Source organism: Pedobacter sp. ASV28, assembly GCF_016428855.1.
Classification (GTDB): domain Bacteria; phylum Bacteroidota; class Bacteroidia; order Sphingobacteriales; family Sphingobacteriaceae; genus Pedobacter.
On the sequence record NZ_JAELTN010000049.1, the window covers coordinates 1 to 23,826 of the forward strand.

A 23,826-nucleotide genomic window follows, 5' to 3' on the forward strand; every position below is an offset into this window, starting at 1 on the left:
CCCCCCCCCCCCCCCCCCCCCCCCCCCCCCCCCCCCCCCCCCCCCCCCCCCCCCCCCCCCCCCCCCCCCCCCCCCCCCCCCCCCCCCCCCCCCCCCCCCCCCCCCCCCCCCCCCCCCCCCCTTTACAAGCAGAAGCCGGCATACGAGATGGTAACGCAGGTCTCGTGGGCTCGGAGATGTGTATAAGAGACAGGATCATCACATTGTCCAACTTGTTTGAAGAGATTATACTTTGCCAATCTGGCCAAGAAGGGATTGCCTATATTAACCAAAATTTGGGCCATCAACACCTATTGCCCAACTTTATACTGTTGGATATACAAATGCCAGAAATGGATGGCTTTGAGTTCCTCGAAATTTACAAGAACTTTCCAACTTCATTTTTAGAGAGTTGTAAATTGGCTATTTTATCTTCTACACTCGATTTTGGGGATATAAAAAAGGCTGAAGCCAATCCTTTTGTGCTAAAGTTATTGAAAAAACCGTTATACCCTAAGGAACTGGAAGAATTACTACACAAACATTCTTTGCTTGGCCTAACCTAAAATCGCTACCAAAAGGGTATATGGTATGAAAACCGTTCATGCCTATACCATCTTATCTCAAATATAATGTTGCTTTGAGCTTAGGTTGATCCGCCTCCAAAAATTAATAGCTTGTTGCATTTACATGCTGAAATACGCATTCTTTATTATGTATTTCAAACGTCAAAGATTTAATTACAACCTCGTTTACATCCCTTATTTCAACTTTATGCGCACCTGCGGGCACATTTGGCACTACAAGAATATTGGTCAATCTTTCAGGATATCGTAAATCGTGGCAATTATTCAGGTAAACCGAAGGCCTGCCGGCTATTGATATAAAATTACTGTGGTAATTTTCGTCAAGGTATACTTTCACTTCTAAATCTGATGAATTATTGTGCTCTATTCCAATAGCATAATTTCCATACCCAGCATTCCTATCTATCTTTTCACAGGAAGAAAAAATGGGCAAAAGAAGTAAACCCATTAAAAAATTGTTGATTTTTTTACCCATTAATAACATTGAATTAGCCAAAATTATAAATATTAAAACAATAATAAAATACCTAAATACAAGTATTTATATAAAAATTGGTTTTTAATCAATATCATCACCTAAAGCAAATCGACCAACAAAGCACCCAAAACGAGAAAAATTATCCACAATACACCCCACTACTGTAGCCTGCATGGTGACTGGGCGACAGGAAAGGAATTCCCAAGTTCAGTGAACGGGCAGTAAACAAAATGCCCATTAACAACATAAACCAAGGTAATAATTTTTGGATGTTGAACTTGATGTATTTTTTGAGGTAAACACCACCAAAAGAAACAAAAAACATTAAGGGTGCCGTGCCCAAACCGAACATTAACATAAACATAGCACCAGATTGGGCACTTGCATTACTCAATGCGGTAGTCAATGCCAAATAAACCATGCCACAGGGTATTAAACCGTTCAACAAACCTGCAAAAAAGCCCCAAAAGCGAAGTCTAAGCACTTTACCCATCAACCTACTTAAGGGAGTTATTAATTTGAGCTGATACGACCTCAATCCGCCAACATATAAGCCGCTAAGTTGCACAACAGCAAAAACGACGAAAAGTACCCCAATCACCAAACTCAATATTTCCTGGTTGGCAAAAATGCTAAGGCTATTGCCCAGTGCCCCTACCAGTATGCCAAGAAATACATAAACAGTTATCCTTCCTAACTGGTACAGAAACAACTGAACAGCATTTTCGAATAAGTGCTGTTTTTGCAATGGCAAGCCAAGCATAATGGGACCGCACATTACCGCACAATGCAAGCTACCCAGAAACCCCATTAAAAATGCCAAGTACAGAAAGCTCATAACATCATATCTTTTCCATATTGATAAGTCTTTCCATTAGCCTTCCATTCCAACTTAAGCGACCATAGCCCCTTGTCCAATCCCACACGATCTATGATGATCAAATGTTCTTCACCTATCGTTTTTCCTTCAGATTGGATATCTTTTTTAGCCGAAGACGGTCTCATCAATTTCAACCGATAATCTGCCATCACCTTCAATTGGATAATCAACTGGCTTGTAGTTAACTTAATAACAGGATCAGCATGTTCGCTCAAAGTATTCCTCTTGGCCTCATATTCCCTATCATAGTTGATCCCTTTTTCATAATAATCTTCTTCCACCAAGTCGTCGTTGCCATGAACCTTAAACATGTATACCACCATACCAATAATAAACAGCATAAAAGCCGCCATTCCCAAAACTATCTTTGTTCCCCAATTCATTTTCTTGTTTTTTTGTTGATTAGTGATTTGTTTTTTGGTTTGATTATTAAAAAATGCTCGCTGCTCCCTTGTGGTTTGAAATCGTAAATCGTTAAGGTTGCGAAAAGAATGTGGTACTGCTATTACTTATTATTTTTCCATTTGCTTCCACCTCAAATACCACCTTGGTCTTAAATTCGGTAATATGCTTTCGCTGTTTAACCAAAAAGAAAGTAAGGTGTGCAGTCCCTTCTTTTCGCAAAACAGTATCTGCCTGTATCAGTTCAATCTTATCCAACTTATCTGCAGACTTAAATGAAAACCTGATCTCCTTATTGGTTTTGTTAATGAGTTCCGCATTGTACAAATTGGCTATACTCCCATCTGGTCTTTTTTGATAAAGTGTACCACTGGCCCTTAATACCGTAGTCTGCACATCCTCTCTTTTATAAATCAAGGATGAAAAGACCAAGATAACCAAGAACAAAACAATGCCATAACCGTATGCCCTAGCCCCTATTTTAAACGGATTTCTATTTTTTATAAAGTCGTGATTATAGAAACCTATTAATTTTTGAGGTCTATTTATTTTGAGCATTACTTCATCGCAAGCATCTATACAGGCCGTACAATTTACGCACTCTAATTGTGTTCCCTTTCTAATGTCAATTCCAGTTGGACAGACCTGCACACACAGACCACAATCAATACAATCACCTTTTTTAGGTTGGTCTATGCTTTTCTGCATATGCCCACGAGGCTCCCCACGGGTTTCATCATAAGCTACTATCAGGCTCTTATTATCCAATAGCACGCCCTGTAGCCTACCATAAGGACAAATAACGGTACACACCACCTCCCTTACATAGGCAAACACCCCATAGAATATCAACGTAAAAATCCAAATGGACAGGAACCCCACCAAATGTTCTGATATCGGCTCTATAATGATCTGGTAAAGCTGGTCTGCACCCATCATATAAGCCAGAAAAGTATTGGCAATACCAAAAGAAATCAGCAGAAAGATCAACTGCTTGCTACCTTTCTTCAGTATTTTTTCAGCGTTCCATTCCTGTTTATCCAGTTTTCTCTGTTGGTTGGCATCGCCCTCTATCCAATATTCTATCCTTCTAAAAACCATCTCCATAAAAATGGTTTGCGGACAGGCCCAACCACACCATAACCTACCAAAAACCACAGTAAAACAGACAATAAAAAGAATAAAAATCAGCATGGCCAAGGCAAACAGATAAAAATCCTGCGGCGTAAAAATCAATCCAAAAAATACAAACTTCCGCTCCAAAAAATTCAATAGTACCAGCTGTTCTCCCTTTAACTTCACATATGGAGAAACAAAGAGCAGCAAAAGCAGCACATAACTTATCCATTTCCGTATGGTAAATAGCTTACCTTTGACTTTCTTAGGGTAAAGAAATGCTCTGCCCCCACTCTTTTTACTATTGTTTTCAGTTTTTGCCATTACACTTTTCCTTAGGACTTTTTTATTCCTGACGACAGGAGTACTCTAATTTTACAATTGCATTGCTTAACCATTCCCCTTATTTTAATTCTGGGTAACAAGGTATAAACCATTACAACCTCCGTTTCGCTACTTTATCAAATAGGCATCCGTCTTTTAATTAGCGGCAATTTCATCTGCAGCTGGATCATACTTTTCCCCTTGTGGCGCTTTAGCATTGGCTGGCTTAGATCCCCGCAAGGATAGAATGTAATTGGTTACCGCACTTATATTTGCCGAACTCATATTTTTCTCCCAACTCACCATTCCTTTCTCTGGCACACCATATTTAATGGTCTTGAATATATCTTTAACACTTCCGCCGTGCAGCCAATATTCATCGGTAAGGTTAGGCCCTACCAATCCCTCTCCATTTTGGCCATGGCAGGCCACACAGTTGGCGTCAAATACACCTTTGCCTACGGCAATTTGGCTTTTATCTACCTTTACCGAATTTTCGTCTACACCAGAAGATGACTTGGCCAGAAATTTTTGTTTTTCGATATCGGCCTTTACCATTTCGGTTTTATACTCATCATCTTGCCTTTCACCATACTCGCCCACATGATAATAGTACAAATAACCCGCAGCAAATAGCAATGTACCATAAAACAGCACATTAAACCATAAGGGCACAGGATTGTTCAATTCCTTAATACCATCGTAAGCGTGTGGAATTTCCAAGTCCTTTTCTGCCGAAAGTGGCTTTAGGCTTAGTAATTTGGTCCAAATTGTAGGCTTGTCTTCCTTCTGTTTTTGCCACTCCTCAAAATCAAGCTCCTTTTGTTCCTGCTTATGGTTATGGTATGGAGTAGGGTTTAATCTTTCCCTATATATCACCTTAAAGCTATTGTAAAGCGTAATTGATACAAAAAGCAATATGGTCGAAAAAATCAGCAGGGCTATAATCAACAGTTCACTAGTGCTCAAACCCATAGAGGGTCCTGTAATTACAGGGGCCGTATCTTCCGTAGCAGCTGTAGTTTGTGCCAGGGCGCCAAATGTCCATATCGAGAATATCAACAGTAAATTAAGCTTCTTCATAATTTGAAATTTGAGGTTCATCAATAGGTAGCTTACTCATTTCATCGATATGTATTTTGCTCATCTTAATGAGGTAAATCCCCACCATAATAAAGAAAACCATAAATATGAGCAGTGATGCGATCAGATACAGCTCGCCTCCTGCCAAGTCTTTTATTTGCTTAAACATAATTTTATTGGTTAGATGGTATAGTTGTTTTGTTGGCCTTTATATCGGTTCCCAAGCGCTGCAAATAGGCAATCAGGGCCACAATTTCCCGATCACTCTTTACCTCGATATTATTCTGTTTCAGGTCTGCAGCGATGCTTTCTGCCTGCTCTTTCAGCTTGGTATTAGCTACCGCATCGAAATTCTCCCTATAGGGTACGCCCAGTGTCTGCATGGCCCTTATTTTTATTGCCGTGGTACTCGTATCCAGTTTTTGGGTAATCAACCATGGGTAAGCTGGCATAATACTTCCAGGCGACATCGATGTAGGATCTAACATGTGGTTATAATGCCAGGCATTTGAATATTTACCACCTAGCCTATGTAAATCTGGTCCGGTACGTTTACTTCCCCACAAAAATGGATGATCGTAGACAAATTCACCTGCCTTGCTATATTCGCCATAACGTTCTGTTTCCGAGCGGAACGGACGGACAGTTTGCGAATGGCAGTTTACACAGCCTTCCCTAATATACAAGTCTCTTCCCTGCAATTCTAGTGGCGTATAGGGCTTAACGCTGGCAATGGTGGGAATATTAGATTCAATGGTAAAAGTTGGCATCATTTCTACCATGCCCCCTATCAAGATCACGATCATGGAAAGCACCATAAACTTCATGGGCTTGCGTTCCAATATGCGGTGCCACCTCTTATCGGCAGGATCAGTTTCCAGCATTACCGTTTCCAAGGGCATAGCTTCTGCAGCTTCATCAGCAACTAGCTTTCCTTTTAACATGGTTTTGCCCAAATTATAGGCCATTACAATGGCACCCAACAAATAAAATGCCCCACCAATTGCACGCAATACATGCATAGGTATAATCTGTAAGGTAGTAGTCAAGAAATTAGGATATTTCAACAAGCCTTCGGCCGTAAATTCTTTCCACAACAGGCCTTGTGTAAACCCTGCCCAATACATGGGTACGGCATAAAATAAAATGCCCAATGTTCCTATCCAGAAATGGAATGAGGCCATTTTCTTTGAATACAACTCCGTTTTATATATACGTGGTATCAGCCAGTATAAAATACCAAAAGTTAAAAATCCGTTCCATCCCAAGGCCCCAACATGTACGTGGGCCACAATCCAATCGGTAAAGTGCGCTATCCCGTTAATCTGCTTTAATGACAGCATTGGTCCTTCAAAAGTTGCCATACCATAGGCGGTAAGTGCCACTACCATAAATTTCAGGGTAACATCGTCTCGAACTTTATCCCAGGCGCCGCGCAACGTCAACAAACCATTGATCATACCTCCCCAGCTCGGGGCAATCAACATTATAGAAAAAGCCACTCCCAATGACTGTGCCCAACCTGGCAAAGAAGTGTACAACAGGTGATGCGGGCCCGCCCAGATGTAAATAAATATAAGCGACCAAAAGTGTAGGATACTTAGTTTATAAGAATAAACCGGACGGTTGGCCATTTTTGGAAGGAAATAATACATCATGCCCAAATAAGGGGTAGTAAGGAAAAATGCTACCGCATTATGTCCGTACCACCATTGAACCAATGCATCTTGCACCCCAGCAAAAACATAATAACTTTTAAGGAATGAAACTGGCAATTGGAACGAGTTGACGATATGCAAAACCGCAATGGTCACAAAAGTGGCAATGTAAAACCAAATGGCCACATATAAATGCCTTTCCCTACGTTTGAAAATAGTTCCGAACATATTAATGCCAAAAACAACCCAGATGAGCGTTATGGCAATATCAATTGGCCATTCCAGTTCCGCATACTCATGCGATGAGGTAATGCCCAAAGGTAGCGTGATCACTGCAGAAACGATGATCAGCTGCCAGCCCCAAAAATGGATATTGCTTAGCCATTTGCTAAACATCCTAGCCTTTAGCAGGCGCTGTAGGGAATAGTAAACGCCCATAAATATGGCATTTCCTACAAAGGCAAAAATTACCGCATTGGTATGTAGGGGCCTAATACGACCAAAGGTGGTGTACTGGTTACCCAGGTTCATGCTCGGTTTAAACAACTGCATGGCAACGAGCAAGCCTACCAGCATTCCGATAATGCCCCATACCAATGTGGCAATAGCGAAATTTCGTACTATCTTGTTGTCGTAAGTAAATTTTTCTAGCTGCATAATGAATAGAAATAGATTTGTAATGTTTAGGGCAAAGTTATTTAGGCACTATAGCATAGCTGATGACAAGTATTAGTCGGAAATATGATTTTTGTCACTTTTGTCTTCCTTCACTTCGTCATCAAAAAGAATACGAACTCCCGGCGTATAAACATCGTCATGCTGGCCACTTTTTAACGCCCAGAAAAAGGCGCCCAGAAAAATCAGCGCAACCAAAACGCTACAGCCGATTAGAAAATAAAGTATACTCATTGTAGTTGTTTTGTTTTTTAGTTTTAGTATATTGGTTTAGCTGATTGATTTAAGTCAGACATCATCCGTAACTCTAAGACCTCATCACTATTGTCATCCGATAGCTACCGGATCGAGCTGGCCATAACGGGTGGACATTTTATCATTAGCCAACCAGCTTATTCTTCCGTGCAAAGTATCGTGTTGCCAAACTGGTAAAACTAATGATGGTAATGGTACTAATTGGCATTAGTATGGCAGCCACCAAAGGATATAAAGTACCCTGAACGGCATAATAAACTCCAATAAGGTTATAGGCCGTGGCTATACCAAAACTAATCTTAATGACCTTAAGCCCATCTTGAACAAGCTGTATGAAATTGGGGAGAAGACTTAATGATGTTCCCTTTAATATGGCATCACAACCTGGCGTAAAGTTATTAATGTTGTCTGTAATGGCTATACCAAAATTGCTCTGTTTCAAGGCGCCCGCATCATTTAGGCCATCGCCCAACATCATTACCTTTTTTCCCTTATCCTGTAGGCTAATGACCTCTCCTAACTTTTGACGAGGGCTCTGGTTAAATTGCATACTGGTTTCAGTCCCAAAAAAGCAGCCCAATATTTTTTCATCCCTATTGGTATCACCAGACAACACTTTTAAATTAAACCTTCCCTCAAGAGCAGACATCAATTTGAAAAGTCCGCTTCTCCACTCCTGTTCTATGGCATAACAACCTTTATAGCTTTGGCCTATAACAACATGCACCCCTCCATTCTCTTTACCCTCCAGTTCAAATGGCAATATTTTTTTACTGCCTGCATAAACCATACGACCATTCACCAACCCCATTATACCCTTACCCGGAATTTCATTATATTCCGACACGGCAAACAATTTATCGGGACACAAACTTTTAAACACTTGCCTGCTTAAAGGATGTGAAGAATTGTTCAACAGCGAAGCAACCAATAACTGTTCTTCCTTATTCAAGGCACCATTAAAGTGTATATTTGCATTTACCGTACTGGTCAGTGTTCCCGTTTTATCAAAAACAATCGTGTCGCAATCGGCGAGTTGTTCTACGGCGTCGGTATTCTTTACATAAAAACCTTTTTTGTCGAATACAGACAATATGGCCGAGAGGGTAAAAGGGGTGCTCAAAGCCAATACACAGGGACAGGCCACAATTACAACGGCCGTAAAGGCCGACCACGCCTTAACACTGTCATGCTGAAACAGCCAATAGGCTGTAGCCGAAAAAGCAACCACAAATACGCCAATGCTGAAATATTTAGCTATGCTATCATTGAAATTTTTCTTTTTGAAATCCGTCTTATAGTACGCCTTGTTCCATAAACCGGTAAGGTAACTTTGCGAAGCCGATTTCACCACTTCCAGCTCAACGGCCTCGCCCATCTGTCTTCCCCCAGCATATAGAATTTCACCCAAAACCTTTTGCTGGGGCTCGGCTTCGCCAGTTACAAAACTCATATCCAAATACACCTCTCCTTTCATTAATATCGAATCGGCAGGTATCAGTTCTCCATTTCTGATCAGTAATCTATCTCCTACCTCAATCTCGTTAATGGCCGTAGGTTTTTCCCTGCCATCTTTCAAAACAGTTATGGCAATAGGAAAATAAGAACGATAGTCCCTGTCAAAAGAAATATGGTGATAGGTTCTTTGTTTTACCCATTTCCCCATCAACAACAAAAAAACCAAACCTGTCAGCGTATCTGCAAATCCAGGTCCCGTACCAAATGCCGTTGAAATAGCAGTACGTATGAATAGTACTGCTATAATGAGCGCGAGCGGTGTATCTAGATTGATATGTCTTTGTTTTAAACTTGCAAAAGCAGAAGTAAAATATTCTTTGGCACAATAGAAAGTTACCGGAACACAAAAAGCCAGGTTAAGCCAGGCAAAAAGGTATTGAAATTCCTTTTCAACTGCGGAAAGACCAAAGTACTCCGGAAAACTGAATAACATTACGTTGCCCATGCAAAAGCCAGCTATGGCAATTTTCCAGATCAACTGCTTGTTTACCGAATTACCTTTTTCCTTGACCACATCCTGCAAGCTGATCAATGGCTCATAACCAATCTGGTTAAGAATTTCTACCAATTGCCGAAGGGAAATCTTATCATGTTTATAGCTTACCGTTACTTCTTTCTTTAGAAAATCTATCCGCGAACTGAAAATAGCTGGATTGATCTTGTACAAATGCTCCAGTAACCAAATGCACGAACTACAATGAATGGCCGGAACATAAAAAGTAATGATAGAATTTTCACTATCCTTATAGTCTATAAGCTGGCTAATGATACTTGGCTCCTCCAAATATTCAAAATGGCCATTTTCTTTTATTTTGTGCCCAGGCGTATCGTTATATGCATAATAATTGCACATGTTATTTTCGGCTAAAATCTGATATACGCTCTTACAGCCCACACAGCAAAAATCCTTTTCATCGCAGCTAAGCTTAACCGATGGCAGTTGATCACCACAATGGTAACACACCGAACTTTTATGGACAAGGGTTGGATTCTTCATAACACCTCCTTTTATATTGCTGCACTAAACAATTGAGCCTGTGGCTGTTTTTGCCAAAGCCTATGGTCAAAGGCCATGCATACGTTACGCAAGAAAGATTTGCCCATAGGTAATATTCTCACTTTCGCATCATCTATATGCACCAGTCCATCGTTGGCCATAGACTGCAATCGCTCTTTTATTAGGATAGGCACTGCTAATTCAAAACAGGTATTGCCATGGCACATTAAATTAAGGATGTGTTTTCTGATGCACAGATCTTCTTCATTTAATAAGTGGCCTTTTTGTACTGCCGGCAAACCTTCATTAACAAATTGCTGATAGCTTTCAACCGTTTTTACATTTTGGGCAAAAGCGGTACCGCAATCGCTAATTGACGAAACCCCCAATCCCAACAGAATAGGCGTATACCTATCGGTATAGCCCATGAAATTACGATGCAGCCTACCTTCTTCTTTTGCCCTATAAAGGGCATCTGTACTAAGGGCAAAATGGTCCATTCCAATTTCTTCGTAACCGGCCCTTACCAGCATTTCCCTTCCCCGTTGGTATAAGACAAACTTTTCATCGCCCTGCGGAATATCAGCCTCTGTAAAATGTCGTTGACCTGCCTTGATCCAAGGCACATGGGCATAGCTGTAGAAAGCAATACGATCTGGTTTTATATGGATCACTTCGGAAATAGTCTGTACAAGCCCCTGTAAAGTTTGGCCGGGCAGGCCATAAATCAAATCGAAATTAATGGATTGGTAGCCCATGGTACGGGCCAGTTTTGTAATTTCGGCAACCTGTACCGGGGTTTGGTAACGGTTAATCATAAACTGTACCTTGGCATCGAAATCTTGAATGCCCAAGCTTAGTCTTTTGAACCCCAAACCACTTAGGGTTGTGAGGTGTTCTATGGTCGTATTATCTGGATGTCCCTCAAAAGAACAGGCCGTGTCTTCTCCAAATTGCATAGTTCCTGCTATGGTTTGAAGCAGGTGCTTTAAGTGATCGGCACTAAAAAAAGTAGGCGTACCGCCGCCCAAATGTATTTCTTTTATTTTGGGCCTTTCGCCCAACAATTGGCAATACATTTCCCACTCCCTCAGCAAGGCTGTAACATAAGGTAGCTCTACCTTATGGTTCTTGGTAATGCGGGTATTACAACCACAATAAGTGCACAGACTTTCGCAAAAAGGCAGGTGAACATATAAACTTATCCCTTCATTCTTATGTAGGTTATAGGCAGCAACAAGCCTTTCTTCCCAGGCCAAAGCATTAAAACTGTCATTTTCCCAATAAGGCACCGTAGGATAACTGGTATACCTTGGTGCAGCGATATTATATTTCTTTAAGAGTGTCGTCGCTTCCATCATTACTTTTAGTTGTTTTTATACCACAATCATTTGGACAGCAACAAGCTTTGCCCACACATTTGCCCGCAGCCCAATTGTCCAAATTTCTTACCACCTGCTCCATTCTTTTCATGGCCAGCTCCTCGCCTTCCTTAAAAGGCACATTGGCAATTTTAAGACCTGCTTGTCCGGCAGCCTTCAGGTCGATGTGTTGGGTGGCAAAAGAAGATGTTGCGATATATTTTATACCCAAAGCCTTTAAGCCAAAGATCAAATCTTCGCTTAACGGATCTTCATTAAAGACAATAAGCACCTCCTTACCCTGGGCAAATGGCAAAGTTTCGGCACTTAAACCGTTGGCTATAATGGTAATATCGTGTTTTTTGTAATTTGCCAAAACCAGGCATTCTTTTTCTTCCGGTTTTATGTTATAGACAATAGCTTTCATACCAGTTGTAAATTATATCCACAAAACTAGCATGGCACTAGCTGCCGCAAGATGAGCGCAATTAGTCCAGAAAATGATCTTCATCACAAAATTTTCATAAAATATTTTGCGAAATCAAATGGCTTCATTTATATCACAACCAATTGGCTGCTAATTATAATCAAAAATGAAAAGTGAGGTTTATTTGGGCACTGCCCTCTCTTTCCGGTCATCTCGACGATTTTAAGAGGAGAGATCCAACCAAGGGCAGGCAGAATGGGATGGTAAGTTGTCAGATTTCTCATCGCTACACTTCCTTCGAAATGACGATAAACTTAACCGGCTAGATTTCTCGCAACCCGGAATGACAAAAGACTAGGAATAACAAAAGACCAAGAACGGAAGATACGGAAAAGAAAGCACCACAACCAACTCGGAATGACGTCAGGGTTATTGTCTAATATGGCTCAACTTATCAATAGATACTATATAAATGGCATTTCCGTGTTTTTCGATCAGCTTTTCATCCTTAAAATCGGCCAACATACGGCTTACCGTTTCACTTGCCGTACCTACCAGTGCCGCCAGGTCATCTCTCGATATTTTCAGTGTACAACTGTCGTTACCTTTTTCCGCAAATTTCCTGGCCAATTGCACCAGAGCTTCGGCCACCCTTTTACGTACCGAATAATAGGCCAGTTTGAGCATCTGTTCTTCCTTGAACCTAATGTTTCCCGAAAGCAACTCTATAAAGGCCGTTGCCATTTCCTGATGGTTTAGCAGGGCATCCATAAAATCGCCCTTGGCAATCAATAACAGTTCCGTATCGGCCAGTGTAGCAGAATTATCTGCATAGTTTACGCCACAGCACAAACTTTCATAACCAAAAAATTCGCCCTCCCTAAAAATATTGGACGATAGCTCCCTCCCATCCTTAAATCTTTTATAAGTTTTTACCTGTCCGCTTTTTACAAAATATAAATAAGTAGGCTCATCATTCTCTACATAAATAACCTGTTTATTGGCATAGCTCCTAGTTTTCCCCTTCTGCTTTAATTCCGTAAATATCGTATCTAGGTCTTTGGGTGCGGCCTTGAAACCTACCACCTGTTTCTTCTTTTTCAATCTGCTTTCAATAGCATTGAACAGCTCCATATCATCAAAGGGCTTGGTCAGGTAATCATCCGCCCCCATTTCCATCCCCTTGCGCATATCTGCACGCTCTGCCTTGGCCGTCATGAAAACAAATGGAATATTGGCCAGTTTTGGATTTTTACCGAGCAGATACAACACCCCATAGCCATCTAGCTCGGGCATCATGATATCACATAAAATGATATCGGGCAGGCCACTCAATGCCAGCTCTACACCCAACTTACCATTTTTAGCAGCCAGCGTTTCGTAGCCGGCAAGTGTTAACACTTCTACCGTACCTTCTCTAATGTCATCATTATCTTCAATGACCAAAACTTTCTTTGTTTCCATCTTTTTGTATTAAAAGTTAAAGTGCAGGGTAAAGGTGGTGCCCTTATTCTGTTCGGTCTGGCAGCTTACCGTGCCGTTCATTAAGCCTACATAACGTTTTACAATGTTCAGCCCCAAGCCCGTACCCGGAATATCTCCTGTATTATGCGCCCTAAAAAATGGTTCAAAGAGATTGTTCCGGTCCATTTCTGGAATACCTATGCCGTTATCCTTAATTTCTATGGTCAGCTCTTTTTCCTTCACAATGCTATTGAACTGGATCATGGTATTTTCTCCAGAATATTTAATGGCGTTTGATATGAGGTTGATGATGCAGTTTTTAAGCAGGTTGTGGTCTAGGCACACACTGGCCGTTGTGCCCGTATGCTCATAAACGATCAACTGGTTCTGCTTGCTAATAAGCTGCATCTCCTCTACAATTTCCTCGGCAAAAGAAATCATATCGAACCAATTGGCATTCGCTTCTACCTTTCCCGCTTCCAGTTTTTCTAACGACAAAAAATCGTTCAAAATGGTGGTAAGGTTATTAATGGCATTCTTAATTTTGGAAGTATGCTTCTCTACACTTGCCACATCCTGCTTGGAACTATATTTATCGATAAGCGAAGCAGACAGCTGTATGGAGCTTAAGGGGGTACGAAACTCGTGCGAAGCCATGGAAACAAACCTGGTTTTCAGCTGGTTCAGCTCCTTTTCCTTTTCGAAAAGGGCGCTTACATGCTCTTTGGCCGTTTCCAGCTCATTAATAGACCTAATAAGGTCTTGTGTACGTTCCTTTATCTTTGCTTCCAGCTCTTCGGTATAACTCTTTATCTTTAACTCATCTTCCTTCTGTCTGCTCAGGTCGTGCACAAAACCTGTAAAAATCCTTCGATCTGAGAATTTGACTTCGCTTACGCCCAGCCTAAAGGGAAATACAGAACCATCTTTACGCTGTCCCGTAACTTCCCTGCCAATGCCTATAATATGTCTTTTTCCCGTATGGCGGTAATTGGCTATGTAACTATCGTGTCTTTCCTTGTCTGGCGGTGGCATCAGTACAGATACATTCTTTCCTACAAGTTCTTCACTTTTGTAGCCAAACAGCTCTAATGCAGACGGGTTGATGTGCTCTATAAGCCCATGCTCATCAATAGTTATAATTCCATCTATGGCATTTTCAATAATCGCATTTAGTAGTTTAGCTCTTTCCATATAGCATCTGCTGGTATGTTTCCCTCAAATATACTCAAGTTTTTTAAGCTGCTGTACTAACATATAGTTAAATGGAGGTAGCCCTTAACCTAATTTCGGCAGCCAACAGATCGTTTATGCACATTTCAGGCTTTGAAAGATCGGTAAACAGGGTTTTATAGTAGTTCACCCCTCTCAGTAGCTGCTCTTTAAAATTGCCCAAGTATTTCTTCTTTTTATCGTTAATGTCCTGTAGCTGTAGCTGCACTTCCTTTTGAAGGTAATCTATGTAAAGGTTCAGCTCGTTAATGAACAGATGTGGCCTTTTCACCTTTTCCAACAGGTTAAGGCTACCATAAATGTGTTTTACCATCTCATCAAGCGAATACACCTGATTAAAAAAGCTAAGGTTGGGCCCTGGACATACAGCTACGGCTCTGCTCTCTTTAGGTTTAATCAGGTCCGTTTTCAGGTATGCCGAAGTGCACAAACCTTCGCAAAGGCATAGTTTTTCCGTAATCTTGTCAAAACGTTCCTGAAATTCAAGGGGATCTACCTCCATTCCCTTCAACTGTTTGATCTTCATTTTCTGGTATTTACTCGACGCCGTACAGATGGGCTCTTTGGTAAACTCGGTATTGGTACACAGGTATTTCTTGGTACATGGACTGCCGGGCTTTCCTGCCTGTATACGGTCCAATCGTTGCCGTTCGGCCGTGCTCTGTCTAAAACTGTTGAACAATACGCCCAAGGGAGAAGAATTGCTCAGGTAGAAATCGCTGGCCTGGGCATTGGCCAATTGGTTCAAGGTGCCTTCATCAACGTTGGTTACTTCTGGCACCAACAGAAACGGACTGCCCCATCCGGTGGCATCAAGCTGGTAGTGTGTCAACAAGAATTCATTTTCGCCGGCGGTGCCTATGCCGCCCTGTACGGTTACCTTCTGCTTGGGCAGCTCAGTTAAGAAGATGCCCTTTGAAACCAGTGCCGTACTATAGAGCTCATAGAGCACATCGAGCATAGACTGACGGTTCTGCTTAAAATCTTCCAGAATTGGGCCAAGCAAAAAACCATCGGTGGCAAAGGCATGCCCACCACAGTTCAGCCCAGATTCTACCCTAAATTCCGAAACCCATATGCCTTTCTTGGCCAGAAATTTTGCCTGTATAAAGGCCGACCTGAAATCGCTTACCTTTAAGATGATCTGCTTCCGCATATTCGCCGCAGCATTGGGCAAAAAATTGGGGAAACTTTCTATATAGCCATACAGGCGTGGGTTCATTCCTGCCGATAGGATGACCGATGAATTCAACGTACTGCCCACAAAACCACGCAGGGCAGAAAGCGCATCTGTATTTTCATCGCCAAGGTAAGTACCGTGTTTATCAAAGTTTAGCTTGTCTACCTTCGACATAATGTTTACATCTATAGCCCCCTTTACCATGGCATTGCGCAATAACTGCTGAAAGATCTGCTTCTGCTCACCTTCGGGGTATTCCATCATAAGCTCGTAGCCGCTCTTTAGCTTCGAGCCTTCGGGCAGCAATTCAAAATAACGACAAATATCGTTTCCCGGTATAAACTCCTGTTTCTTCAACTGTTCGAACTGGTCCGTTACCAGATCATTCAACAGGTTAAGGTAGGCGATAATTCTGCGGCACCGGAAATCTTCTTCCTCTTTGCCTATCTTCTTAAAGGGCAGCTGGTTCAACTTTGCATGATATTCCCTCATGCGTTCGGTAAGCTCGTCGTCTACAATAGAAACTACCGATGATATACCATAACGCGCTACTTTTAAGGGCGTATCTATAGAATAGCCCAAGCCTAAAACTGGAATGTGGAATTGATGAACCATAAACAATATAATAGAAATCTTTTTTATGCCAAAAATATTCAACCGTATGGTTTCCACAGGCCCACCATATCACATAAAAAAGTGATTTAGATCATTTTGTTCGTTGGCTAGTTTTTTGGATGTTTGGTCATTTCGTTGGTTAATTACTTTTTTGGGGTGCTTTTTCTTTTAGTCAATTGGGCAAACCAATGCCTTCCCTCCCTTAATAACTATCCATTATCAATTCTATGTTAACAAGAATACTTAACATTAACAAAATGATAATATACACTTAACAGTTTAATGCCCTAGTTTTGCAAAAACCCATTTTTTCATGAAGAAGAACAAAGAAAAAGCTCAAGCAAAGGCCAATAAAAAAAAGCAGGAAAAAACCATCAAGGTGCATCTTATTTCGGGCATTCATGCTATTGTCATTCAACTTGGCGAGCCCTCAAAAAAGCTGAGAAAGCTTATCGAAAAATCGGCAGCTTCATTTTCAAAAGAAATGGCGAAAACCATTAAGCCAAGTATTGCCGAAAAGGAAAAATCTACAACTGCCCAGGTAGAAACACCTGCTGTTGCCAAAGTTGGTACAGCCGCAAAAACCAAAAAAGCGAAGGCTACACCAAAAGAAGAAGTAAAATAGTGTTTGAGGTGGGTTAATCGGTGAATTGTTGGAAATCAGATATCCGGTGTTAAAAGCTTGGGTGTTGGAAGAACAAGGAGAAAGGAACAAATAGCAAAGACGGATGTTGATTAATTGCTTAAAGTCAGAGGTCGGATGTCCAAAGTCCGACGTAGCAAAGAAAATTCCCAAGAACGCAAAATGGCAAGCCAAAAGTAAAAGAACTGGGTCCAATCGGCTATGAGGCCTAAAACCATATGTACCTTAAATCACCAATATGATAACAATCAGATCAAACTAAAGATGATAACGGCAATTCCCCAACCAATAAACAAACAAACAAACAAACAAACAAACAAAGAAGAAATTAGGCAGTCGTGCAAAGGGAAAGAGCAAAGAAAAGACCTTCTAATTTCGACGAAAAAGTTTCGCCAGACTAGTGCAAGGAAGGCAATGTAACTTGTACCGATTTATCGGTAGTCTTGATCTTATGCCTTGTTTATTTATGGTTTCAAAGGTCGGTATGCTTTCGTTTTGCTCAAGCTTGCTTCTTTTGGCTTGAGCCAAAAGAAGTAGCACCAGCCGGCTATAAGGCCTAAAAAAACTTCAACCAAAGTTTAGGAAAAACAATACGCTTTAAGATCCCCCATCCAATAGCTATCAGATCGAGCTGGGGATAGGATAAGATTATGGTAACAATTCGAACAAGGGCAGGGATTGGCTTAGCTGTTCAATTGGCTACTTTTTTTTCCAATTGTTCTTCCTGTATATCTATGCGTTTCTTCAATTCGATCAACTGCAGCGTCATCTCCTCTATTTTTTTCAACAACAGCTTATTCATCTCTCCCAATTCTATGCCTTCTTTTTCTACCTTACTTGCAGATGGTATTTCGGGCAGGCGCCCATTTACCTTTATGTATTTTTCAATGTCATCTAATGACATTTTGGGATAATCTGGTTTAAATACATAGTCGGGCCAGTTCGTTACCTCTACCTTGATCTCCTTGGCCCTTATCTTGCCGTTTACAGAGAGTTTCTCTTGGGGCGTGTTGGTACCGACCCCCAAATTCCCCATCACATAATGCGTACCCGATCCTTCTATCTGTAACTTGCCAGTGGTCGTTATATCCGCATTTACAACTGGCGGATAAAAGCCATCTATTGCACTCCCCGTAGGGGACGTATTTATCCTGATCTGGTTTGATGTGCTAAAGTTGTCTACCAGGTCCTGCATATAAGTGATCTTTACTCTATAAGTAGCGTAATTGTTTATATCTAGATAAATAGGAAGTACATAATTATCAAAACCACCCGAAGAGTCCAAACCAAAAGTAACATAACTGGGCCCAACCGGCTATGAGGCCTAAAACCATTATGTACCCTAAGTCACCAATATAATAACTATCAGATCAAACTAAAGATGATACCAGCAATGCCCAACCAACCAGTTAACTAGTGAACCAATATGCAGTTAAACAAAAATAATGACCAATGAACTACAGCACACATAAGAATATCCATAAGTAGTATAATACAGTTTCAATATTAATGCTAATTTTAAAAAATTATTTTTCTTTTAAAGAAGAGCAGAACCTGATGGAGCATTTTTGAAATTTATTCCCGTCTTAGACAATATACGGTTACAAAAAGTCGAGAATTTACTTTTAACCTTATGAACAAAGAAAGACAGGCTGAACAAGCACAAACCCATTAGAAAAACGAGATTTGGTTTCAAAAAAGAAAAGAATAAATACCCTGAATTATACAACTAACTAAAAACAAAATTGATTTAATATGAAAACGATCTTTCTAGCCATTTTAACATTATTATTCACCAATGCTTGGGGACAAGATCAGATTATTAATGGAAATGTTACCGTAAATGGTAGCTTAACATCAAATTCCGTAGCAATTGGACAAAATACTACATATACTTTTGATGTAAATAAGGTAGTTAATGGAAATTATGTTGCCAGGATAATAAATTTATCTGGGGCTACCAGTTCAGATGGAGGCTTAATAGTAGAAACATCAACTGCTTCTGATGCCAGGGTCTTGTCATTAAGGACCAATGGCAGCGAAAATTTTTTTCTCAATGGTGCTGCTACCGCCTATTTCAAAGGCAATGTAGGTATAGGTACAACAGCTCCCCAAGAAAAGCTCTCCGTAAATGGCAATATACGTGCAAAAGAAATTAAAGTAGAAACAGCCAATTGGCCCGATTATGTTTTTCATAAAGACTATAAATTGGCATCATTGGCCGAAACAGAAAAATATATTCAGAAAAATGGTCATTTACCAGGTATTCCCAGTGCCGCAGAGGTAAACGAGAATGGAGTAAACTTAGGTGAAATGAATGCCAAACTACTCGAGAAAATTGAAGAACTAACATTAAGGTTAATTGAGCAGCAAAAACAACTAGATAAGCAGGCAATGCTCATTGAGAAATTGATCAAAAAGTAAAATTATTTCTACCTGAATGGGTCCGAGGACGGAAGTTGGAGGTTGGTTAATCAATGAATTGTTCAACTGGTTAATTGCTTAAGGAGCAAGGTCGGATGTTAGGAGAACAAGGAGTAAAGACCAGAATTGGTTAATCGAAGAATTACTTAACTATTTAATTGTTAATTACTTAAAATCCGACATAGCAAAGAACATTCCCAAGTACGCAAAATGGCAAGCCAAAAGTAAAAGAACTGAGGCCAACCGGCTATGTGGCCTAAACCCTTATGTACCTTAAGTTATAAATACAACAACAATCAGATCAAACTAAAGATGATACCAGCAATTCCAACCAACCTCATAATCCTTCCCTATCGCTCTGAATGACAATCTAAATAGTTAGGATCTCTCCGCTACGGTTGACATGACGATATAGGAGCTCAATGAACCAATAAGCTAATGAACGAAAAAACCAACCAACCAACCAACCAACCAACCAACCAACCAACCAACCAACCAACCGAAATATAGAACTAGTTAATTGTTAAATACACCAGTAAACTACCACCAGAAAAAGATTGACCGATTATTGGCCAGAAAAATTTAAATTTGATTATTACACTGAAGAATAAACGGTTAACTATGAACTATTATTTAATCTTTTTTATCGCTTCCGTTATAGTCATTTTTATTGCTATCCGCTCTTATCAAAAAAGTTTAAAAGCAGTAAGGCATAATTATCAAAAACTATTTAATGGTAGCCCCATTGCTATCTATATCATGTCTACACCCGACCTGAAAATTATAGCCGTAAACCATGCCATGACAAAACTTTACGGCTATACCGAAAAAGAACTCTTGGACATGTACGTGCCAAGCATCAGGTCTAAAGAATACCATGAACGTTTTGAGAACCATATTGAGACAGCGGACAAAAACATTGGGGAAAAGGGCATATGGCAGCACCGCAAGAAAAACGGGAAACTATTCTATGTAAAGCTTACCTCCCACCGTGTGCCCCAGTTAAAGAAAGATGCCATTCTGGTTATGGTTACAGACATTGACCATGTGGTAAAGAACAAGAAAAAAATAAACGACCTTATACTGTTATACCAAACCGTAAACAAAGCTACCAACGATGTAATATGGGACTATGATGTGGTAAACGACAAGCTGCACTGGATGGAGGGTCTGGAAGAAAAATTTGGCTATACCAAAAACCCTACAACAGACAACTTTTGGCTCATGCTGAAGGTACACCCAGACGATAGGGAAAAGACCATCAATAAATTCAGGTTATTTATTGAACAAAGAAAAAGCGAATGGTTTTGCGAGTATAGGTTTATATGTGCCGATGGCAGCACCAAATACGTAAGGGACAAGGGCTGTACCCTATTTAACGAACAAGGCGAAGCCATAAGGATTATTGGGGCCATGCAAGACATAGACCAACAGCGCCAGTACGAACAAAAGCTCGAAGAACAGAACAAAAACCTCAAGGAAATTGCCTGGTTAAACTCGCATGAAGTAAGGCGCCCACTAAGCAATATACTTGGGCTCGTAGCCTTGATCAGCGAACGCTCCAACCATGACGAAGAGATAAAGCCCTTAGTAGACCTGCTGCACAAATCAAGCAGGGAACTGGACGAAGCCATTAACCTGATCAACAAGCAGACTGTACAGGAAGAAGCGCCGTAACAACCAGCGACCCCCTTCTTTTTGTGTAGCCGTTATTTCCTTTTTGGCGGCATTTTGGCCAAATGGCCTAAGATAATAGAAAAATTGTCCATAAAATACTTTTGCAGCACGGCCATACCTATTATGGTAATCATTAGCATCACATCGCTATAAAGGCCTTTTGGCTATTTAATCATCAATTTTTCTGGTATAACCCCACCAACTGCAGTTATTTTTAAGTCCTAAAGAAGTGGTATTATACCAGAAAAATGATAAAACGAATTCATTAAACCGCAAAGCGCTGACATTATTTCTTATTCCAAAATAATGTGAACTAGTTTTTCGGTGGAAAATTAAACGGCATCCAGCTTTGGTATTTTTCAAGTTCGCTGTTTACCTTATCAGACACGGGAATGCCCCAGGTCTTAAAAAATGGGGCAATGTTCTTATTGGCCTTGGCCGAGAAGGTCTTTACAAAGAAATCTATTTTTTCCTGGTCGTTTACCCTTCTGCCTTCGAAAGGCAATTGGTGATACTCGCGAAAGAAGGTCTTAAATGTTTCCCAACCGAAAGCCTCCTGTAACTGGCGGAAGGAAATAAGGCCCAAGAAGGGATCTTTTTTCCATTTTTCATAGCTTGGCCCCTCTACAAAATACTTTTTCATGGCTTTCTGGGTATTTTCGTTGGAAATACCCGAGTGGGCATCTTCCCTCCCCCCCAAAAGCCTATCGAACATGTACATAGAGAAAAGGTTATTGCTCACCTCTGTTGTACCTCCAAAAACCCAATCCATGTTCTGCATGTTGTGCCCTATTTCATGGAAGAAACCCCAGTTTGCACCGCCCTTGCTGGGCTTCATCAACAGATCTGGATTGGCAATCACATCGGCCGAAAGCAGCCTACGGGAAGGTGAATGGTGCACCATCATAGGATAACCGCTATGCATAAAACCACCGCCTATGTGCTCGTCTATTACAAAGCGCTGTGCCCTATAAAACGGCATGGGTATTTGGGCCAGGTCCATTTCTCCGGCAATGATCAAATCCCATAATTTCATGGTATACACCGGATCCTTTATTTTCTGCAGTACGCTATCTGGCAAGGTGATGACCACGTTGGGGGTTGTAATTTCTCCCCAAGGCGCTTTGTTGTTGGCCAATTGCTGCTGCCACTGCTCCAACGTAGTCTTTCCCAATTGGAAAAAGGGTGCTTCTATGGCATGTTTAATGGTAATCTCGCCCTTCCAGCTTTCTCCCCTTGGCGGGTAGGAAATATAGATCAGTCCGCCAAATGGTGAAGCCAGCCTAACTTTACCAGTGCCCAGCTCCTGGTTCTTAACAATGATGGGCATTCTTCGCCAATCCTCATTGCCAGCCACCCACCAATTCAACTTATCAGAATGTGAACCTATCTGTACTTTCAGTCCTTTTGTATCGATAGATTTGGGAACATCTATTTCAATATACTCTCCAGGCAGGGCATACAAACCTGTACTGTACAGGTTGTCGTTCCATTTGCCAGAATAATCTAATTTAGACACGATGGGCACCAGGATTTCGCTTATCTTTTGATGTTCGATATTGATCTTTCTGTTTACAAACTGATAGCCATCTTTTACTTTTCCGGGAAATATGGCCGCCGATGGATGTGCTTTTATAGCGGCATAATCCTTGCTCTTTAAGGTTTTCTCGCTCCAATTGCTGATAGCCTTCCTAAAAACAGTATCGCCCTTGCTTAAGGTTTGCGATGGACTGATTACAATGGTTGAAGGATCTTTAGTGGTACTGTTTTGCGCATGCACGGCAAAACCGAGGCCTATAGAAAGGCCCAGTAGGGTAATTTTTTTCATGGGTAGGTTGTGTGTTTATTATAATTAGGGATTAAATTAAAATTTAATCCCCAACAATACAATAAATATTAAAACACATCAAAAATGTTGCATACAGAACCTATACAAAAAAACATTGTAAAAACCTGCAGTTCATCTATTTTAGCCTAAGCTATCCATAACCTATTTGAAGCCGAAAAAGCAGATACGGGTGCCCCAAAGCCATGCCTTTAAAAGTTAAACGATTGCACTGTGTTGCAGTTAGTCCATTAACAGTTTGCTGCTGTCCCTATCAAGGAAAAGAATGGCGTTTGGGTGTGTTCTTAAAATGGTAGAAGGATGTGCCGTACTAATTTCGTGATGAAGTGTATGTGCCACTGCTTGGACCTTGGTAGGGCCAGGCACCACACAACCAATATAGTTTGCCCTTAACAATGCGGGTATTGTTAGGGTTAATGCCATTTTGGGAACCTCGTTCAAGGTAGCAAAACAACCATCATTTACCTGCTGCTTTCTACAAACTTCATCCAGTTTTACCACCTTTACTGCATTGGCATCGGTAAAATTGGCCACCGGTGGATCGTTAAAGGCCAAATGTCCATTTTCTCCAATGCCCAGGCATACAATGTCTACAGCGTACCGATCTAACAAATGCGAATATCTCTTACATTCCTCTTCTATATTGACCGCATTACCATCTAAGTAATGAACCGATTTAAAGTTGAACCGGTCAAACAAGCGATGTCTTAAGAAATTGCCAAATCCCTGTGGCGCACTAGCAGAAAGTCCAATATACTCGTCCATATGAAAAGCGTTGATGCGGCTCCAATCTAGGTTTTCATCGTCTAAAGATTCCAAAAATTCATTTTGTGATGGCGCTGCTGCAAATATGATGTTGATTTCATCTTTAGTTTTTAAAAGCTCATTTACTTCTTTAGCAAATTTCTCAGCCGCCGCCGCCCCCATGCTTTTCCTTGTTTCGTAAATTCTTACATCCAGCTTGCTTTCCATTATTGGTGTCATTTTAATAAAGTTGATTTGGG

General features: G+C 40.9%; 22 protein-coding genes. 5 read left to right on the plus strand and 17 right to left on the minus strand.

The annotated features are described in order from the left end of the window. Window positions 1–545: response regulator (locus tag JHD79_RS16635; RefSeq protein ID WP_233164758.1), on the plus strand; the 545-nt coding region annotated here is incomplete at its 5' end. A gap of 103 nt (window positions 546–648) precedes the next feature. On the opposite strand, the gene JHD79_RS16640 is transcribed toward JHD79_RS16635, so the two are convergent. From JHD79_RS16640 to JHD79_RS16705, 14 genes are all read right to left on the minus strand, one after another. Continuing rightward, entirely contained in the window at window positions 649–1,014 is a 366-nt protein-coding gene (locus JHD79_RS16640) for a hypothetical protein (RefSeq protein ID WP_199120429.1), read from the minus strand. A gap of 169 nt (window positions 1,015–1,183) precedes the next feature. Further along, window positions 1,184–1,882: a sulfite exporter TauE/SafE family protein gene (locus JHD79_RS16645; protein ID WP_199120430.1), complete on the minus strand. Its 699-nt coding sequence runs from the start codon at window positions 1,880–1,882 to the stop codon at window positions 1,184–1,186. Next, window positions 1,879–2,307: a FixH family protein gene (locus JHD79_RS16650; RefSeq protein ID WP_199120431.1), complete on the minus strand. Its 429-nt coding sequence runs from the start codon at window positions 2,305–2,307 to the stop codon at window positions 1,879–1,881. Before JHD79_RS16650 ends, JHD79_RS16645 begins: the two co-directional genes overlap by 4 nt. 91 nt (window positions 2,308–2,398) lie before the next feature. Then, window positions 2,399–3,766 (minus strand): cytochrome c oxidase accessory protein CcoG, encoded by a 1,368-nt coding sequence (ccoG, locus tag JHD79_RS16655; RefSeq protein ID WP_199120432.1) that lies wholly within the window; start codon window positions 3,764–3,766, stop codon window positions 2,399–2,401. Between the two features lie 156 nt (window positions 3,767–3,922). Next, window positions 3,923–4,849 carry a cbb3-type cytochrome c oxidase N-terminal domain-containing protein gene (locus tag JHD79_RS16660; protein WP_233164759.1) on the minus strand — a complete coding sequence of 309 codons (927 nt, stop codon included), beginning with the start codon at window positions 4,847–4,849 and terminating at the stop codon, window positions 3,923–3,925. Next, window positions 4,836–5,018: a hypothetical protein gene (locus JHD79_RS16665; RefSeq protein ID WP_199120433.1), complete on the minus strand. Its 183-nt coding sequence runs from the start codon at window positions 5,016–5,018 to the stop codon at window positions 4,836–4,838. The genes JHD79_RS16660 and JHD79_RS16665 overlap by 14 nt, the downstream gene beginning before the upstream one ends. Window positions 5,019–5,022: 4 nt before the next feature. Beyond that, complete coding sequence (ccoN, locus tag JHD79_RS16670) at window positions 5,023–7,164, minus strand: cytochrome-c oxidase, cbb3-type subunit I (RefSeq protein WP_199120434.1); 2,142 nt, start codon at window positions 7,162–7,164, stop codon at window positions 5,023–5,025. Between the two features lie 72 nt (window positions 7,165–7,236). Next, entirely contained in the window at window positions 7,237–7,416 is a 180-nt protein-coding gene (ccoS, locus tag JHD79_RS16675; RefSeq protein WP_199120435.1) for a cbb3-type cytochrome oxidase assembly protein CcoS, read from the minus strand. Window positions 7,417–7,561: 145 nt separating this feature from the next. After that, window positions 7,562–9,952 (minus strand): heavy metal translocating P-type ATPase metal-binding domain-containing protein, encoded by a 2,391-nt coding sequence (locus JHD79_RS16680; RefSeq protein WP_199120436.1) that lies wholly within the window; start codon window positions 9,950–9,952, stop codon window positions 7,562–7,564. Window positions 9,953–9,963: 11 nt separating this feature from the next. Next, window positions 9,964–11,310, minus strand: coding sequence for an oxygen-independent coproporphyrinogen III oxidase (hemN, locus tag JHD79_RS16685; RefSeq protein WP_199120457.1), 1,347 nt, complete (start codon window positions 11,308–11,310; stop codon window positions 9,964–9,966). After that, a complete protein-coding gene (locus JHD79_RS16690; protein ID WP_199120437.1) occupies window positions 11,279–11,740 on the minus strand; it encodes a lactate dehydrogenase in 462 nt (153 codons plus the stop codon). Before JHD79_RS16690 ends, hemN begins: the two co-directional genes overlap by 32 nt. Window positions 11,741–12,169: 429 nt before the next feature. Then, window positions 12,170–13,204: a response regulator gene (locus JHD79_RS16695; protein WP_199120438.1), complete on the minus strand. Its 1,035-nt coding sequence runs from the start codon at window positions 13,202–13,204 to the stop codon at window positions 12,170–12,172. 9 nt (window positions 13,205–13,213) lie between these two features. Continuing rightward, window positions 13,214–14,398, minus strand: a complete 1,185-nt coding sequence (locus JHD79_RS16700) for a PAS domain-containing sensor histidine kinase (protein WP_199120439.1) — start codon at window positions 14,396–14,398, stop codon at window positions 13,214–13,216. A gap of 67 nt (window positions 14,399–14,465) precedes the next feature. Then, the gene (locus tag JHD79_RS16705; RefSeq protein WP_199120440.1) at window positions 14,466–16,232 is read right to left on the minus strand and encodes a hypothetical protein; all 1,767 of its coding nucleotides are present in this window, start codon (window positions 16,230–16,232) and stop codon (window positions 14,466–14,468) included. A 313-nt stretch (window positions 16,233–16,545) separates the two neighbouring features. On the opposite strand from JHD79_RS16705, the gene JHD79_RS16710 reads away from it, so the two are divergent. Continuing rightward, window positions 16,546–16,857, plus strand: coding sequence for a hypothetical protein (locus JHD79_RS16710; RefSeq protein ID WP_199120441.1), 312 nt, complete (start codon window positions 16,546–16,548; stop codon window positions 16,855–16,857). Window positions 16,858–17,566: 709 nt separating this feature from the next. On the opposite strand, the gene JHD79_RS16715 is transcribed toward JHD79_RS16710, so the two are convergent. Next, window positions 17,567–18,160, minus strand: coding sequence for a hypothetical protein (locus tag JHD79_RS16715; RefSeq protein WP_199120442.1), 594 nt, complete (start codon window positions 18,158–18,160; stop codon window positions 17,567–17,569). 470 nt (window positions 18,161–18,630) lie between these two features. Between JHD79_RS16715 and JHD79_RS16720 the strand changes: the two genes are divergently transcribed. The 3 genes from JHD79_RS16720 (at window position 18,631) to JHD79_RS16730 (ending at window position 20,976) form a co-directional block, all read left to right on the plus strand. Further along, the gene (locus JHD79_RS16720) at window positions 18,631–19,299 is read left to right on the plus strand and encodes a tail fiber protein (RefSeq protein WP_199120443.1); all 669 of its coding nucleotides are present in this window, start codon (window positions 18,631–18,633) and stop codon (window positions 19,297–19,299) included. Window positions 19,300–19,737: 438 nt separating this feature from the next. Then, window positions 19,738–19,809 (plus strand): PT domain-containing protein, encoded by a 72-nt coding sequence (locus tag JHD79_RS23200; protein WP_199120458.1) that lies wholly within the window; start codon window positions 19,738–19,740, stop codon window positions 19,807–19,809. A gap of 111 nt (window positions 19,810–19,920) precedes the next feature. Further along, window positions 19,921–20,976 carry a PAS domain S-box protein gene (locus tag JHD79_RS16730; RefSeq protein ID WP_199120444.1) on the plus strand — a complete coding sequence of 352 codons (1,056 nt, stop codon included), beginning with the start codon at window positions 19,921–19,923 and terminating at the stop codon, window positions 20,974–20,976. A gap of 313 nt (window positions 20,977–21,289) precedes the next feature. Here the strand turns inward: JHD79_RS16730 and JHD79_RS16735 are convergent, their stop codons facing one another. Further along, window positions 21,290–22,804, minus strand: a complete 1,515-nt coding sequence (locus JHD79_RS16735; RefSeq protein ID WP_199120445.1) for a M60 family metallopeptidase — start codon at window positions 22,802–22,804, stop codon at window positions 21,290–21,292. Window positions 22,805–23,044: 240 nt separating this feature from the next. Beyond that, window positions 23,045–23,794, minus strand: coding sequence for a glucosamine-6-phosphate deaminase (locus JHD79_RS16740; protein WP_199120446.1), 750 nt, complete (start codon window positions 23,792–23,794; stop codon window positions 23,045–23,047). Window positions 23,795–23,826: the final 32 nt, after the last annotated feature.

What these genes read in the sequence shown, in the direction of transcription:
- JHD79_RS16720 (WP_199120443.1), top strand. Translation starts at nt 18,631, where the DNA reads ATGAAAACGATCTTTCTAGCCATTTTAACATTATTATTCACCAATGCT.
- ccoN (WP_199120434.1), bottom strand. Translation starts at nt 7,164, where the DNA reads ATGCAGCTAGAAAAATTTACTTACGACAACAAGATAGTACGAAATTTC.
- ccoS (WP_199120435.1), bottom strand. Translation starts at nt 7,416, where the DNA reads ATGAGTATACTTTATTTTCTAATCGGCTGTAGCGTTTTGGTTGCGCTG.
- JHD79_RS16645 (WP_199120430.1), bottom strand. Translation starts at nt 1,882, where the DNA reads ATGAGCTTTCTGTACTTGGCATTTTTAATGGGGTTTCTGGGTAGCTTG.
- JHD79_RS16710 (WP_199120441.1), top strand. Translation starts at nt 16,546, where the DNA reads ATGAAGAAGAACAAAGAAAAAGCTCAAGCAAAGGCCAATAAAAAAAAG.
- JHD79_RS16690 (WP_199120437.1), bottom strand. Translation starts at nt 11,740, where the DNA reads ATGAAAGCTATTGTCTATAACATAAAACCGGAAGAAAAAGAATGCCTG.
- JHD79_RS16665 (WP_199120433.1), bottom strand. Translation starts at nt 5,018, where the DNA reads ATGTTTAAGCAAATAAAAGACTTGGCAGGAGGCGAGCTGTATCTGATC.
- ccoG (WP_199120432.1), bottom strand. Translation starts at nt 3,766, where the DNA reads ATGGCAAAAACTGAAAACAATAGTAAAAAGAGTGGGGGCAGAGCATTT.
- JHD79_RS16660 (WP_233164759.1), bottom strand. Translation starts at nt 4,849, where the DNA reads ATGAAGAAGCTTAATTTACTGTTGATATTCTCGATATGGACATTTGGC.
- JHD79_RS16740 (WP_199120446.1), bottom strand. Translation starts at nt 23,794, where the DNA reads ATGGAAAGCAAGCTGGATGTAAGAATTTACGAAACAAGGAAAAGCATG.
- JHD79_RS16640 (WP_199120429.1), bottom strand. Translation starts at nt 1,014, where the DNA reads ATGGGTTTACTTCTTTTGCCCATTTTTTCTTCCTGTGAAAAGATAGAT.
- JHD79_RS16650 (WP_199120431.1), bottom strand. Translation starts at nt 2,307, where the DNA reads ATGAATTGGGGAACAAAGATAGTTTTGGGAATGGCGGCTTTTATGCTG.
- JHD79_RS16695 (WP_199120438.1), bottom strand. Translation starts at nt 13,204, where the DNA reads ATGGAAACAAAGAAAGTTTTGGTCATTGAAGATAATGATGACATTAGA.
- JHD79_RS16700 (WP_199120439.1), bottom strand. Translation starts at nt 14,398, where the DNA reads ATGGAAAGAGCTAAACTACTAAATGCGATTATTGAAAATGCCATAGAT.
- JHD79_RS16730 (WP_199120444.1), top strand. Translation starts at nt 19,921, where the DNA reads ATGAACTATTATTTAATCTTTTTTATCGCTTCCGTTATAGTCATTTTT.
- JHD79_RS16705 (WP_199120440.1), bottom strand. Translation starts at nt 16,232, where the DNA reads ATGGTTCATCAATTCCACATTCCAGTTTTAGGCTTGGGCTATTCTATA.
- hemN (WP_199120457.1), bottom strand. Translation starts at nt 11,310, where the DNA reads ATGGAAGCGACGACACTCTTAAAGAAATATAATATCGCTGCACCAAGG.
- JHD79_RS16680 (WP_199120436.1), bottom strand. Translation starts at nt 9,952, where the DNA reads ATGAAGAATCCAACCCTTGTCCATAAAAGTTCGGTGTGTTACCATTGT.
- JHD79_RS16735 (WP_199120445.1), bottom strand. Translation starts at nt 22,804, where the DNA reads ATGAAAAAAATTACCCTACTGGGCCTTTCTATAGGCCTCGGTTTTGCC.